Below are 15,018 nucleotides of genomic sequence, written 5' to 3'. Positions count from 1 at the left end.
TTTTGACTTAATCAACTTACATAATGAACTATCAGGAAACAATCGCTTATCTATATAATAGCGCGCCGCTTTTTCAGCAGGTCGGGAAGGCGGCTTATAAGGAAGGACTGGAAAATACGTTTGCTCTTGACGAGCATTTGGGACATCCTCATGCTCGGTTCCACACCATTCATGTGGCGGGGACGAACGGTAAAGGTTCTTGTTCGCATACGTTGGCGGCCATTCTTCAAGCTGCCGGTTACAAGACTGGACTTTATACTTCGCCGCATTTGGTAGACTTCCGTGAGCGCATCCGTGTAAACGGCAGGCCGGTAGAAGAAGAATTTGTGGTGGATTTCGTGGAAAAGCATCGTAGCTTTTTCGAGCCTTTGCACCCTTCTTTCTTTGAACTGACTACTGCCATGGCATTCGATTATTTTGCCCGCGAGAAAGTAGACGTGGCTGTAATCGAAGTGGGGTTGGGTGGAAGACTGGACTGCACGAATATTATTCGTCCCGACTTATGTGTCATTACCAATATCAGTTTCGACCATATGCAGTTCTTGGGAGATACACTGCCCAAGATTGCTGCGGAAAAGGCAGGAATAATCAAGACGGGGATTCCCGTAGTAATAGGGGAAACGACACCTGAAACAAGGCCGGTTTTCGAAGAAAAAGCCAGAGCGGTCGAGGCTCCTGTTTTTTTTGCGGAAGACGAGCAGCTTTTGGAAAAGACGGAGCGTGCCGATGACGGTGCTTATCTGTATCAGACCAGATATTATAAGAATCTGAAGGGAGAGCTTCGCGGATTATGTCAGGAAAAGAATACGAATACCTTGCTGGCAGCTTTGCGCCTGCTCATCAAGTCGGGCTATCGGATCGGTGATGCGGATGTCAGGAAGGGTTTCTCGCAGGTTTGCGAGCTGACGGGGCTGATGGGGCGTTGGCAGAAGTTGCGTGAGCAGCCCGCTGTGGTGTGTGACACCGGTCATAATGTGGGCGGCATATCTTATGTGGTGAAACAGCTTGCCATGCAGCGTTGTCGTACGTTGCGCATTGTGATAGGGATGGTAAATGATAAAGACATTACCGGAGTGCTGTCGATGCTTCCCAGGAATGCGCAGTATTATTTTACGCAGGCCAGTGTGAAAAGAGCGCTTCCGGCTGAAAAGGTTGAAGAGTTGGCTTCCGGATACGGATTGAAGGGAAACGTTTTTTCAGATGTCGGGAGTGCATACAGTGCGGCGCTTGCAGAGGCAGCTCCGGATGACTTCATTTTTGTCGGAGGAAGCAGTTTTATTGTGGCCGATTTACTTTCTTTAAACAAATAACCGTTCATCTTTTAGTAGAAAAGTTTGGGTTTTATGAAGAAAATCTTTTTATTTGCATAGTGTTTTGGATATGTGAATAAAAGATTTTTAATATATGAATGACACATTTTACAAAGAAGACAATTTAAGCGGTTTAAAAAGGTCTGATTTTCAAAAAGTAATAGAGGGAAAGGAAACAGACTTGTTTATCTTGTCGAACAATTCGGGGGCTGAGGTCGCCGTTACGAATTATGGGGGTGCACTGCTGGCGGTAATGGTGCCTGATAAAGACGGCAAGCTGGCGAATGTAGTTCAAGGACATGACAGCATTGATCATGTCATCAACAGTCATGAGCCTTTTTTGAGTACGCTTATCGGACGTTACGGCAACCGCATTGCCAAGGGAAAGTTTACTCTTGACGGAAAAGAATATCAGTTGGCTATTAACAACGGTCCCAATTCGCTGCATGGCGGACCGACCGGCTTTCACAGCCGGGTGTGGGATGCCGAACAGACCAGCCGGCAAAGCCTTACGCTGCATTACCTTTCAAAAGACGGGGAAGAAGGTTTTCCGGGAAATTTGGATGTGACTGTGACTTATACGTTCACCGACGAGAATGAACTGATACTGACCTACAATGCCACAACAGACAAAAAGACGATTGTAAACCTGACACATCATGCGTTCTTTAGTCTTGCTGGTTTGGCGAATCCTACTCCTACTGTAGACAATAATCTCCTCACTTTGAATGCGGACTTCTATACGCCGATGGATGAAGTTTCCATTACGACCGGCGAGATTGCAAAGGTGGAAGGTATGCCGATGGATTTCCGCACGCCGCATACGGTAGGAAGCCGCATCAATGAACCTTTCCAGCAACTGGTGTTCGGAGCGGGGTATGACCATTGCTATGTCTTGAATAAAAAAGAACCGGGTGAACTGGTCTTTGCTGCAAAATGTGTGGAGCCTGTGAGCGGGCGTTCGCTGGAGGTGTTCACAACCGAACCGGGAGTGCAGGTATATACGGCGAACTGGCATAATGGCTTTGAAGGCTATCACGGGGCCACTTTCCCGGCGCGCAGTGCAATCTGTTTCGAAGCGCAGCATTTTCCGGACTCGCCAAATAAAGGACATTTCCCTTCCGTTGTTCTTGACGCCGGGGATATGTACCATCAGGTAACCGTCTATAAATTCGGAGTTGAAAAATAATTTCCTTTTGATTATAAAACAAAATTCATTACACTTAAATTCTTAAACAAATCATGAATCAACAAAAGCAAAATGGCAAGGTCATCGCAATCGTCACTATGATTTTCCTTTTCGGTATGATTGCATTTGTTACTAATCTTGCTGCCCCAATGGGAATCGTATTGAAAAATCAGTTTTCTGTATCCAACGCGCTTGGAATGTTGGGTAATTTAGGTAACTTCATTGCATATGCGGTAATGGGAATCCCCAGCGGTATTTTATTGACAAAGGTGGGGTATAAGAAGACCGCCCTCATTGCAGTTGCCGTCGGCTTTATCGGTGTGGGCATACAGTATCTTTCCGGACATGCCAGCCCGTCTTCCGCTTTTGCCGTTTATTTGATAGGAGCTTTTGTGTCGGGATTTTCCATGTGCTTGCTCAATACGGTTGTAAATCCGATGCTGAACAAACTGGGCGGTGAAGGAAACAAGGGTAACCAGCTCATTCAGGTCGGAGGATCGTTCAACTCTGTAATGGCTACCATCACTCCGATGTTCGTAGGTATTCTGATTGCCGGTTCGGTTGAAAAGGCTACCATTTCTCAGATTTTCCCTGTCATGTATACGGCGATGGCGGTATTCGCGTTTGCTTTCTTCGTTCTTCTGTTTGTGAAGATTCCCGAACCGAAGACGTCTGAATCATCCGAGCCTATCGGCGTGCTGATAAAAGGAGTGCTTAGATTCCGTCATTTTGTGCTGGGTGCCATTGCCATCTTCGTGTATGTCGGAATTGAAGTTGGCGTGCCGGGCACATTGAACCTGTTCCTTACGGACCCTGTAGAAAAAGGAGGAGCTGGAATCAGTTCCACAATATCCGGTTTTGTTGTCGGCACGTATTGGTTGCTGATGCTTGTCGGCCGTCTTCTGGGAGCTTCATTGGGAGCTAAGGTGTCGAGCCGCGTTATGATGATCTTCACTTCCGGATTAGGTCTGATATTGGTATTCCTTGCCATATTCTCTTCTACCGCTTCATTGGTGAATTTGCCGGTGTTGCAGCAAAGCTCAACGGGAGGCTTGTCGTTCGGTATGGCTGAAGTTCCTATCAACGCGATGTTCCTGGTGCTTGTTGGCTTGTGTACTTCCATCATGTGGGGAGGAATATTCAACCTTGCGGTTGAAGGATTGGGCAAATACCTTGCTGCAGCTTCCGGAGTGTTTATGGTGTTGGTTTGCGGCGGCGGTATACTTCCTGTCATTCAGGGATGGCTGGCTGATATGGCCGGTTTCATGAACAGCTATTGGGTAATCATTTTTGCATTGGCTTACTTGTTGTTCTACGGACTGGTGGGATGCAAGAATGTGAACAAAGACATACCGGTGGATTGAAAAATATGAAATGATGGGGGACGGACGGTTATTCCGGACTCCGTCATTTTGTTTTATATGAAATATTAACCTTTAATTTTTTATCATTATGGACATAGAATATGTAAGAAGTCGTTTTATCAAACATTTCGACGGCACGACGGGTTCAGTATACACATCTCCGGGACGTATTAATCTGATTGGTGAGCATACTGACTATAACGGTGGCTTCGTTTTTCCGGGAGCAGTGGACAAAGGCATGGTTGCTGAAATCAAGCCGAACGGAACAGACAAAGTTCGTGCTTATTCAATCGACCTGAAGGATTATGTTGAGTTCGGACTGAATGAGGAAGACGCTCCCAACGCAAGCTGGGCACGCTACATCTTTGGCGTGTGCCGTGAAATGATCAAGCGCGGAGTAGATGTGAAGGGATTCAATACAGCATTCTCCGGTGATGTGCCTCTGGGTGCGGGAATGTCTTCGTCTGCCGCTTTGGAATCGACTTATGCTTATGCCTTGAACGATCTGTTCGGTGACAATAAGATTGATAAATTTGAACTGGCTAAGGTGGGACAGGCTACAGAGCATAACTATTGTGGTGTAAACTGTGGCATTATGGATCAGTTTGCTTCTGTATTCGGCAAGGAAGGCCATTTGATCCGTTTGGACTGCCGTTCGTTGGAATATCAGTATTTCCCGTTTAAACCGGATGGCTACCGTTTGGTTCTGGTTGACTCTGTAGTGAAACATGAGTTGGCTTCGTCTGCCTACAACAAACGCCGTCAGAGCTGTGAAAATGTCGTTGCTGCCGTGCAGAAGATTCATCCGCATGTAGAGTATCTGAGAGATTGCAACATGGAGATGCTGAATGAGGTGAAAGCCCAGATCTCGGAAGAGGATTATATGCGTGCTGAATATGTGATTGAAGAAATTCAGCGTGTGCTCGATGTTTGTGATGCATTGGAAAGAGGCGACTATGAAACGGTCGGACAAAAAATGTATGAAACGCATCATGGCATGAGCAAACTGTATGAAGTGAGCTGTGAAGAACTTGACTTCTTGAATGATGTTGCTTTTGATTGCGGTGTAACCGGATCGCGCGTAATGGGCGGCGGCTTCGGTGGTTGTACAATCAATCTCGTGAAGAACGAACTGTATGAAACATTCATTTCTACGGCTAAAGAAAGATATAAAGAAAAATTCGGCCGCAGTCCGAAAGTTTATGATGTGGTCATCAGCGACGGTTCTCGCAAACTCTGTTAATTGTAAACATAATTTTAGTGGAGGTGCGCCAGGTGTGAAGGCGCACCTCTTTTTTATTCCTGTATCAGCGGAAGTTGTTCGAGCATTTGTTTGATGCGTATGGCTGTGCGTGGCATGGGTTCGGCTACGGTGAGTCCGACCACTTCTTTTTCCTTCGCAATGTCATTTATGACGCGCACCACTTCCGTCATTTTCATTCCGCCGGGTATAATGCCTACTGCCGCGACAATTTCTGCCGGGTCGAGCACATCCATGTCAAAATGGATGACGATTTTGGATGCGTTGCACGCATTCAGCCATTTGCGTATTTCATCGCTGTTCTCTTTCGTTTCTTCCGGTGTGAGGTGTTTGATGCCGTATTGCTTTTGTCTTTCTTTTATTTCGTCCCTTTCCCAGTCGCGGAGTCCGACAAACAGGATTTTTGACGGGCTTATCTGAGCCGGAAGTCTGGAAAGAATTTTCCGGTCACCGATTCCCATGCATGCGGTTACGGCCATGGCATGGTATCCCGAGTAGGCGTCCCCTGGGAGTGTGATGTCGGGATGTGCGTCGATCCAGATCATGGCTACGTCGTTGGGGTATTTGTTTGCCAGGTAAGTGAATGGTACAACGCTTGCCGAGCACTCTCCTCCAAGTGTGACAATTTTGTCGGGATTCTGAATGTTCAGGATATCGAGAGCGGCCTGTGTCTGTATGGAGATAATGTCACGGTCCATTATGCCTTCTGTCACTTTTCGCTCAATGAGTTCAGTTGTTACGGGAACGGTAAACGTTTCTTGTTTTTGTCCTGGAACGAGAAAATCCAATATCTGCGCACCCAGAAAATAACCGCGTGCCGCAAGGCCGGGATCGCTTATTTCCGGAATCCAGCGGGTGATATCTCCTCCTTGCCATTGTGGATAGATCAGACGGATTGTTTTCATGTTTTGACTATTTTATATACAAACTTAGTTGGTTTAAATTTTTCTGTTACGTAAGAGCCGTTGTTTTAAATTTTCCAATAACCTGAGCGGCATTTAAACGGACAGGCTCTAATGCTGCCGGCTTTCCTTTGTGTTTGTGGAATTATGTATGCAAAGATAGGATTTTGTTTCTTAACTTCACTGACTGTCGGCAGTCTGTCATATCCGTTTTCTGTTTCTGTAATCGGTTGGCGAAACTCCGCAGTGTTTCTTGAAATAGCGTCCGAAGACCGACTGGTCGGGAAAGTGCAGCTGATAGGCAATTTCCTTGATGCTGAGTCTGGTCTGCAGCAAGTAGTGTTGTGCTTGCAGCAGGGTGAATGTTTCTATCCACTGAATAGCGGTGCGTCCTGACTGATTTTTGACAATTGTGGAAAGATAGTTGGGCGAGAGGTGCTGCTCTCTTGCATAAAAGGTTACGGAACGCTCTTCATTGCAGTTGCGGAAGACAGACATAAGAAAGCGGTTGAATATCTTTTCTTCACGGTTTTGGGGAAGTTCTTCTATTGTCGTGCAGTTGAAATAAATTTCGAGCACCTCAAGGCAAAGGGCTTGCAGCAGAGCCTGCACCAGTGTATGAAGCAATCGGACAGAACGCGGCTTCTCGGCTTTCCGAAGCAGTTCGGTGCGTGCAGTCAGCATCTCCACAGCCTGCTCCAGCCTTTGACATTCGGCCGTTCCCAGTTTCACGCAGGGATGAGAGCGGATGGCGAAACGTTCTGCCGCGGGTATGTTTGACAAGGCAGACTGAATTGTATCCAGCTCTCCTTCCATGAGGCATCCTTCGATATTATCCGTATGGCGTATGATGCGTATAAATGTATAAGGGGTGTAGAGGCACAGTACGCCTGCTTCAATGTGAAAGCTGTGATTGTCCAGCAGTATGTCGGCTTCTCCTTTCCGGCATAAGAAGAAGCCGTATTTGTTTTGCGATACGGTAGCATCATTTGCCAAAAGCTGTCCTATGTCCAGCATCTGATAGGCTGTCTGTTCCATGACGATTTTTTTTATTTGTACGCAAATTAACCAATAAGATTGATATATCCGTTATTTTTCATCGTTTATATTTTCTTTTATCGTTGAAATTGCACAATTGCTCCCATAAATTGCACCTCCTTGCAGCTGTAAACCGGACTAACTTTGCCTGCAAACAACAAGAAAATGTAAAGTCATGAAGTATCTGCTTTTATTGGTATGTTTGTTCTTTTGTTTGCCGGATGTTTACGGGCAGACAAAGACGTATTTGTTGAAAGAATGTGTGGAAACAGGGATCCGCAACAACCTTTCGTTGAAAAACAGCCGGTTGTCTGTGCTGAAAAGCAAAACGGCTTTAACCCAAAGCCGTTCCCGGCTGCTCCCTGTATTGTCTGCTGATTTTCGAATGGCGGACTACCTGATGAAACCTGCCAATGTGACCACCGGCACACTGCTGGGCAATGATTTTCCCGACGATCCGACGTGGCAGAAAATCCAGAGTATGCAGTATGCCATGACAGCAGGGATTCAGTTCGGTATGCCTCTCTATAACCAGACGGTGCTTTCAGCCGCGAAGGTTGCCCGTACGGTTCAGGAAATCAGTACCTTGTCGTACGAGAAAGCCGTGGAAGACCTGACCGTACAAGATTGGCAATGTTTATTATTTGGCGCAAGCTTCCTTGGAACAGCAAAATCTGCTGGACGAAAATATCCGCCGGATGGAGAAGCTTTGCACCATTGCTGAAGAACTGTATAAGGGCGGAGTTGTGCTGGAGGTAGATTTGACTCGTGTGCAAATCAGTCTGAAAAGCCTTGCGGCGCAGCACGACCAGTGCGTTACGCTTCACGAACAGCAATTGAATCTGCTCCGTTTCCTGCTCGACCTTCCTCCCGAGGCGCCGCTGGAGGTCAGTTCCATGCCTTCTGAGGTGGTCTTGCTTCATACGGCGGGCATCAGCCGTTCCCTGCCGGAACTGCGGTTGCTGTCTGCCAGGCAAAAACTGGCGGATCGGCAAATCAAGGCGGTACGTGCCGGATATATCCCTTCCATCTCGTTGGGCGGACAGTTGGGAGCAGTAGGCTATCAGGAAAAGCTTCACCATTATTTTCATACGTCGGGCGAAACCCACAACTGGTTCGGCAACACGTACCTTGCTCTGTCGGTGCACATCCCAATATTCGACGCCAATGACAAACGGCTGAAAGTGCGCCAGTACCGGTACGACAGGCAGCAGGCGGAAACTTCCTTTGATATGCAGCGCAAGCAGCTGGAGAAGGAATACGCTGACGCATCGCGGCTGCTCCGTCATAACCTGGAGGTTTTCCGCACCCAAAAAGACAGTTACCGTCAGGCGGAAGATGTATATGCCGTTACTAAAGAAAAATACAGGGAAGGAGTGGCGTCCATGACGGAACTGCTGCAAGACGAGATGCGGCTCCATGCCGCACAGTCGGCCTGTGTGCAGGCGCATTGTCAGTGTAACATGGCCCAGCTTGCCCTGCTGAAACTCGCTGGAAGTCTGGACTGTCTTACCCGGTGAGGCGGCAAAATATTGGATGTTCTGAAAACAAAACAAATAGATACGATTTATATGGAAACAACAGCGAATACCCGAAAACAAGAATCCGGAAAAAGATTCACGATGAAAAAGGCGGCCGGCATTGCAGGACTTTGCCTCGCGGCCTGGGGATTATGGACAATCATCTCCCTTTTTGCAGATTATAAATCCAGCGAAACAACTGACGACGCTCAGGTGGAACAATATCTTTCGCCTGTCAATATCCGTGTGTCGGGGTATATCAGGAAGATTTACTTTACCGAGCATCAGCATGTGTGTAAGGGAGATACCCTTGTTGTTCTGGAAGACGATGAATACCGTATCCGCCTGAAACAGGCGGAGGCAGCCTTGATGGACGCGCGGAGCGGACGCAAGGTGGCGGCAAATACATTGAACACGGCTTCCAGCTCAGCTTCTGCATACGACGCTTCCATTGCCGAGGCGCAATATCGTGTTGCGCAGTTGGAAAAAGATTACCAGAGATACAGTGCTCTGCTGGAGAAAAACGCCGCGCCCCCCGTCGCGGTAGAACAGTATCAGACGCAGTTGGAAATGGCGCGTGCCCGTGTGGCGGCCTTGAAGCGGCAGCGCGAAGCCGCCCGCTCGTCCGTAACCGAAGTGGACCAGCGTCAGGAAAATGCTGAAGCTGCCGTCAAGCGCGCCGAAGCTGCAATGGAGCTGGCCGGGCTGAACTTGTCGTACACGGTGGTGACAGCTCCCTGCGACGGCTGTCTGGGGCGGCGTTCCATCGAAGAGGGGCAGCTGGTCAATGCCGGACAGACCCTCACTTCCATTATTCCCGATACCCGCAAATGGGTGGTTGCCAATTATAAGGAAACCCAAATATCTTCGTTGGCCGTGGGACAGGAAGTGGAAGTCGCGGTAGATGCTTTCGAAGGAAAGACATTTAAGGGACGTATCGCCGCCATCAGTTCCGCCACCGGTTCAAAATACTCGATGGTTCCTACGGACAACTCGGCGGGAAACTTTGTAAAAATCCAGCAGCGTGTTCCGGTGCGTATCGAACTGACGGACATTTCCGATGAAGATAATGCACGGCTGGCTGCCGGGATGATGTGTGTGGTGAAGGCAAACCTCTGACTTCTTTCGCTTTGTGATTATGAAAACAAATTATCCTTTTTACGGTTGGATGCCCAGGCCGCTCGGCGTGCTTGTGCTGCTGATGTTGTTTGTTCCGCTGTTTTTTTCGGGCGGAACATACCTGAGCAACATAAACGAAATGGCGGGCGGCATGGGTGTGCTGACCGAGAATTTCCAGTTCCTTAGCCTGTGTGCAAGCATCGGCATGTCGATGGTGTTTCCTTTCATGCTGCCTTATTTGCAGGCACGCAACGTGAAGCACGTCTACTTGGGAGGATACATCCTGCTGGCATTGCTCAACGGAGTGTGTGCCATTGTCCAGAGCATTCCGCTGCTGGCGGTGTGCTGTTTTCTGATAGGATTCATCCGCGTGGCACTGGTTTTGAATACCACTTTTGTCATAGCTCCTTACCTGCTGGGCATACAGACACTCGACATGTTTCTGTATGAGCCGGATTCGCCGGAGAACGCCTTTAAAAACGACCATGCCCGGACGTTGCTGATGCCTGTGCTCTACTGCTACATCCTCTGCATCGTGCAGTTCAGCAACTACGTGTCGGCATGGATGGCATACGAGTTCCGCTGGGAGTACACCTATCTGCTGGTGGCAGGCATGATGCTGGCCGCCGTATTTCTGGTGTCGTTCACCTTTTGTCCGGCTCCTACGCACCGCTATCATTTGCCGTGGCGTTTGCTGCCGGACGCTCTGTTGCTGACGGTGGCGATGGGAGCGTTCTGCTATATCATGGTATTCGGAAAAACCTATGACTGGTTCGATCACCGGTCGATGCGCGTGGCATGGGCAGTGATGCTTGTCGGCGGAGGTGCGTTCTTGTGGCTTTCTGCGGCTGTGCGTCAGAAACGGGTGCTGGAGCTGGGCATCTTCCGCTACCGTTACACGTGGTACGGCATCGGCATTTTTCTCCTGCTGATGCTGGTCAACAGCAGCACCCTGTTCGTTACCGCCTATCTGAAAATGTCTACCGCTTCCGGCAACCTGGGGAGTGCCGCTGTTTCCTGCTGGGCGATTCCGGGCTGCGTGGCGGGACTCGTCTTTACGCTGGTATGCGTGTTCCGGGGCGTGCATTTCCGTTACATCTATGCAGCAGGTTTTCTGCTGATGCTGGGTGCCAATCTGTATATGTATTTCCATTACCAGACGATGGGCGTGTACGGACATATCATACCTCCGACACTGCTTCATTACTCCGGTATGCTTGTGCTGTATTCCGTGACCTGCGCTTTTGCCATGAAGCATCTGCCCGTACGCTATTTCGCTACGTGGCTGTTTCTGATGGTGGCGGTACGCAATGTGGCAGCTCCAGCTGTCGGAACTTCTGTGTATGGCAACTGGCTTCAGGAACGGCAGCAGCACTATATCACTCGCCTGGCACAGGATGTCCGGAGCGATAGTCCGCAGTTCGCTGCCCGGTTCATGCAGGCATCCCGTTTGGGGAAACAGCAAGGGAAAGACGAGGTAGAAGCTTCCCGCCTGGCATCCGTTCTGATGAAGGGGCAGGTTTCGCTGCAAGCCACGCTGGTGGCTATGAAAGACATCACCGGATCTACGATATGGATTTGTTTGGGCAGCACCTTTGCGGGGCTGCTGATGTCTTATCACCAAAAAGAAAGAACATAAACTACAGTGTATGGACAATCAATCATATAAAAAAATGGAACAGAAGAAACAGACGGTTCTCGATGCGATACAGAAAAGCGAAGGGAACATTGATTTTTATGGTCTGAAAGAAACGACCGGGATGGAAGCCATCGAATTGTTTTCTGTCGTTGAAGCCTTGGCGAAAGAAAACCGCATACTGATGCGCCTGAATCATCTGGACGAAGGGACATACTGTTATAAGTCCAGCGGTGACGTTCTGTATGAACGCTTCATGGATTTGCTGTTTGCCCATCACGGGAAAAGACGCAGCGTGGCGTTCTATGCCTCACGGTTGTGTATCACTCCCAAATACTTGTGCTGCATCGTCAAGAAGACGAGCGGAAAAACACCGACAGAGTGGATAAACGAAACGACCGTAAGGGAAATAGAATACATGCTCTGTCATACCCGGGCTTCCATCAAAGAAATTGTCTACGAATTGGGATTCTCGAACCTTTCGAACTTCGGCAAATTCTTTAAGGCGCATAAAGGCATGTCGCCCAGAATCTATCGCATGGTGCACTGCAATGTAGGATCTTTTTGATAGCATAGCTTATGGATAAAAGTACGATTGGAGAAAATGCAGGTATTGTATGGCGTACACTGCATGACAATACGTTTTCTTGGGAAGAACTTCTGAGGCATACGGGCTTGAATCCGCTCGAACTGGCGTGTGCTGTCGGCTGGCTGGCCCGTGAAGACAAAATAACCGTTTCTTATCGGAACGGAATCTTGCACTTCGGCACGTATCACGAAACATACTACTGAAAAGCTGTTGCCTGATTCGGAGGCAAGGCGCAGTGCGGCATTGCGGCAAGCGGCATGAAGCATTGTGTCTGCTTTTGTGCCGTTTCTTGCGGGCTGCCGTGTCCGGAATATGCCTTTGTGGGGACCGATTCCTTATCTCCAGACTGGAGATTTATATCTTTAGCCTGGAGATGCAAATCTTCAGCCTGAAGATGCATGTCTTCAAGCTGAAGACAGATAATTGTACCGGACGTTTTAAGTTTGTCTGCCCGTAAAGCAGCCTGCACTCTTCTGCGAAATCGGATCTGTTGAATGTCAGCGGTTTCAGTCCGCTTTAATTTGCCTGCTTCAATTTGTGCGTTTTTTTCGTTTATTCCGGAGAAATATTGTAACTTTGCGCATCAATCGTGAATTATATAAAACGTTACAGATATGAACATTTCTTATAATTGGCTGAAAGAGTACGTCGATTTTGACCTGACTCCCGATGAAGTGGCAGCCGCTCTTACATCCATCGGTCTGGAAACCGGCGGGGTAGAAGAAATACAATCAATAAAAGGAGGTCTGGAGGGCCTTGTGGTCGGAGAAGTTCTGACTTGTGTGCCGCATCCCAATTCTGACCACATGCACATTACAACCGTTAACCTGGGTGGGGGAGAGCCTGTCCAGATCGTGTGCGGAGCTGCGAATGTGGCTGCCGGACAGAAGGTTGTCGTTGCTACAATCGGGACCAAGCTTTACGACGGCGATGAATGCTTCACCATCAAAAAGTCCAAGCTGCGCGGCGTGGAGTCAAACGGAATGATCTGTGCCGAGGATGAAATAGGAGTGGGCACGAGCCACGAAGGTATCATCGTGCTTCCGGAAGACGTTGTTCCGGGAACGCCGGCCAAAGATTACTATAACATAAAAAGCGACTACGTGCTGGAGGTGGATATCACGCCGAACCGTGCCGATGCCTGCTCGCATTACGGCGTGGCCCGCGACCTGTATGCCTGGCTGATTCAGAACGGGCGTCAGGCTACGTTGAAACGCCCGTCGGTGGATACCTTCAAGGTAGACAGCCATGACATGGATATCGACATTGTTGTAGAAAATGCCGAAGCCTGTCCGAGATATGCCGGAGTCGCCATTAAAAACGTTACGGTGAAGGAAAGTCCGGAGTGGCTGCAGACGAAATTGCGTACAATCGGTTTGCGTCCGATCAACAACATTGTGGACATCACAAACTATATTCTGCATGCCTACGGACAGCCGATGCACTGTTTTGACGCCGACAAGATAAAAGGCGGCAAGATTGTTGTCAAGACCGTTCCCCAAGGAACCAAGTTCGTTACGCTGGACGAGGTGGAGCGGACGCTTTCCGACCGTGACCTGATGATATGCAACGCGGAAGAGCCGATGTGCATCGCCGGAGTTTTCGGCGGACTGGATTCGGGCACGACCGAACAGACTAAAGATGTGTTCCTCGAAAGTGCCTATTTCCATCCTACCTGGGTGCGTAAGACCGCCCGCCGTCATGGACTGAGCACCGACTCTTCGTTCCGCTTTGAGCGCGGCATCGATCCTAACGCCACGATTTATGCCCTGAAGGAGGCAGCTCTGCTGGTGAAAGAACTGGCGGGAGGAGAAATCGCCTCTGAAATCAAGGACAATTATCCGGCTCCGATTGCCGACTTCCCCGTAGAGCTGACATATGCCTATGTAAACGGGTTGATCGGTAAAGATATTCCGAAAGATACGGTCAAACGTATCGTATCGAGCCTTGAGATGAAAATTGCCGGGGAAACGGAAGAGGGCTTGTCGTTGTTGGTTCCTCCTTACCGTGTAGACGTAAACCGCCCTTGCGATGTGGTTGAAGATATTCTGCGTATCTATGGATATAACAACGTGGAGATTCCGACTGCGTTGAAGTCGAGCCTGAACGTAAAAGGCGAATACGACAAGTCAAACAAGCTGCAGAACCTGATTTCGGAACAGCTTGTCGGTTGCGGCTTCAATGAGATTCTGAACAACTCGCTGACGGCTTCCGCTTATTATGAGGGTCTGGAAACTTACAGTCCGGAAAACCTGGTTCATGTGATGAATCCGCTGAGCAATGACCTGAACGTGCTGCGCGCTACCCTTCTTTTCGGCGGACTGGAAAGCATCTGCCATAACGCGAACCGCAAGAATGCGGACCTGAAGTTCTTCGAGTTTGGAAACTGCTACCATTATCATGCAGAGAAAAGGAATTCTGAAAAGGCATTGGCTCCTTATTCTGAAGAATTCCATCTCGGCCTGTGGGTGACCGGCAAGCGGGTTAGCAATTCGTGGGCTCATCCGGACGAAGATTCTTCAGTATACGAACTGAAGGCTTATGTGCTGAACATCTTCCGCCGTTTGGGTGTAAACTTCGGAACTGTGGTGTTCGGCAATCTGGCGGATGATATCTATTCGGCTGCCTTGTCCGTGCATACGCGCGGAGGAAAGCTGCTCGCTACGCTGGGCGTGCTCCACAAGAAGATACAGAAGAAGTTCGACATCGACAACGAAGTATATTATGCCGACCTGAACTGGACGGAACTGATGAAGGCTGTCAGAAACAATGCGGTTGCTTATAAGGAAATATCCAAATTCCCGGCCGTGAAACGTGACCTGGCCCTGCTGATCGACAAGAAAACGCAATTTGCGGAGATCGAGAAGATTGCTTACGAAACCGACAGGAAGCTGCTGAAGAGCGTGGAACTGTTTGACGTTTATGAGGGCAAGAATCTGGAAGCGGGCAAGAAGAGCTATGCCGTAAGTTTCGTGCTTCAGGACGAAAATGCGACTCTGAACGACAAGCAGATCGACAAGTTCATGCAGAAACTGGTTCAGAATCTTGAAAATAAGCTGGATGCCAAACTGAGATAAACGGTGGCCCGCA

The 15,018-nt window shown here is 48.9% G+C and carries 13 protein-coding genes; 11 read left to right on the top strand and 2 right to left on the bottom strand.

Features of this window, described 5'->3' with window-relative positions; translation table 11 throughout:
* Positions 1-23 precede the first annotated feature (23 nt).
* The 4 genes from QUW60_RS01030 (at position 24) to galK (ending at position 5,106) form a co-directional block, all read left to right on the top strand.
* Entirely contained in the window at positions 24-1,310 is a 1,287-nt protein-coding gene (locus QUW60_RS01030; protein ID WP_289558140.1) for a bifunctional folylpolyglutamate synthase/dihydrofolate synthase, read from the top strand.
* Between the two features lie 94 nt (positions 1,311-1,404).
* Positions 1,405-2,499 carry an aldose epimerase family protein gene (locus tag QUW60_RS01025; RefSeq protein WP_289558139.1) on the top strand — a complete coding sequence of 365 codons (1,095 nt, stop codon included), beginning with the start codon at positions 1,405-1,407 and terminating at the stop codon, positions 2,497-2,499.
* A 53-nt stretch (positions 2,500-2,552) separates the two neighbouring features.
* The gene (locus tag QUW60_RS01020; protein ID WP_289558138.1) at positions 2,553-3,863 is read left to right on the top strand and encodes an MFS transporter; all 1,311 of its coding nucleotides are present in this window, start codon (positions 2,553-2,555) and stop codon (positions 3,861-3,863) included.
* Positions 3,864-3,951: 88 nt separating this feature from the next.
* Positions 3,952-5,106 (top strand): galactokinase, encoded by a 1,155-nt coding sequence (gene galK / locus QUW60_RS01015; RefSeq protein WP_258336906.1) that lies wholly within the window; start codon positions 3,952-3,954, stop codon positions 5,104-5,106.
* Positions 5,107-5,159: 53 nt separating this feature from the next.
* Here galK and QUW60_RS01010 read toward each other — a convergent pair whose 3' ends face one another.
* On the bottom strand, positions 5,160-6,029 hold the full coding sequence (locus QUW60_RS01010) for an arginase family protein (RefSeq protein WP_289558137.1): 870 nt from the start codon (positions 6,027-6,029) through the stop codon (positions 5,160-5,162).
* 198 nt (positions 6,030-6,227) lie between these two features.
* Positions 6,228-7,064 (bottom strand): helix-turn-helix domain-containing protein, encoded by an 837-nt coding sequence (locus tag QUW60_RS01005; RefSeq protein ID WP_289558136.1) that lies wholly within the window; start codon positions 7,062-7,064, stop codon positions 6,228-6,230.
* Positions 7,065-7,239: 175 nt separating this feature from the next.
* Between QUW60_RS01005 and QUW60_RS01000 the strand changes: the two genes are divergently transcribed.
* The 7 genes from QUW60_RS01000 (at position 7,240) to pheT (ending at position 15,005) form a co-directional block, all read left to right on the top strand.
* Positions 7,240-7,788, top strand: a complete 549-nt coding sequence (locus QUW60_RS01000) for a TolC family protein (protein ID WP_289558135.1) — start codon at positions 7,240-7,242, stop codon at positions 7,786-7,788.
* Complete coding sequence (locus QUW60_RS00995; protein WP_289558134.1) at positions 7,763-8,584, top strand: TolC family protein; 822 nt, start codon at positions 7,763-7,765, stop codon at positions 8,582-8,584. The genes QUW60_RS01000 and QUW60_RS00995 overlap by 26 nt, the downstream gene beginning before the upstream one ends.
* Positions 8,585-8,635: 51 nt before the next feature.
* The gene (locus QUW60_RS00990; RefSeq protein WP_434736824.1) at positions 8,636-9,703 is read left to right on the top strand and encodes an HlyD family secretion protein; all 1,068 of its coding nucleotides are present in this window, start codon (positions 8,636-8,638) and stop codon (positions 9,701-9,703) included.
* Between the two features lie 19 nt (positions 9,704-9,722).
* Positions 9,723-11,342 carry a hypothetical protein gene (locus QUW60_RS00985; protein ID WP_289558132.1) on the top strand — a complete coding sequence of 540 codons (1,620 nt, stop codon included), beginning with the start codon at positions 9,723-9,725 and terminating at the stop codon, positions 11,340-11,342.
* A gap of 34 nt (positions 11,343-11,376) precedes the next feature.
* Positions 11,377-11,907: a helix-turn-helix domain-containing protein gene (locus QUW60_RS00980; protein WP_289558131.1), complete on the top strand. Its 531-nt coding sequence runs from the start codon at positions 11,377-11,379 to the stop codon at positions 11,905-11,907.
* Positions 11,908-11,918: 11 nt separating this feature from the next.
* On the top strand, positions 11,919-12,131 hold the full coding sequence (locus QUW60_RS00975) for a winged helix-turn-helix domain-containing protein (protein ID WP_258336899.1): 213 nt from the start codon (positions 11,919-11,921) through the stop codon (positions 12,129-12,131).
* A gap of 411 nt (positions 12,132-12,542) precedes the next feature.
* Positions 12,543-15,005 (top strand): phenylalanine--tRNA ligase subunit beta, encoded by a 2,463-nt coding sequence (gene pheT / locus QUW60_RS00970; RefSeq protein WP_289558130.1) that lies wholly within the window; start codon positions 12,543-12,545, stop codon positions 15,003-15,005.
* Positions 15,006-15,018: the final 13 nt, after the last annotated feature.

The organism is Bacteroides gallinaceum (assembly GCF_030373775.1).
In the GTDB taxonomy this organism is placed as follows: domain Bacteria; phylum Bacteroidota; class Bacteroidia; order Bacteroidales; family Bacteroidaceae; genus Phocaeicola; species Phocaeicola excrementipullorum.
This window is presented reverse-complemented; position numbering and strand designations above follow the sequence as displayed.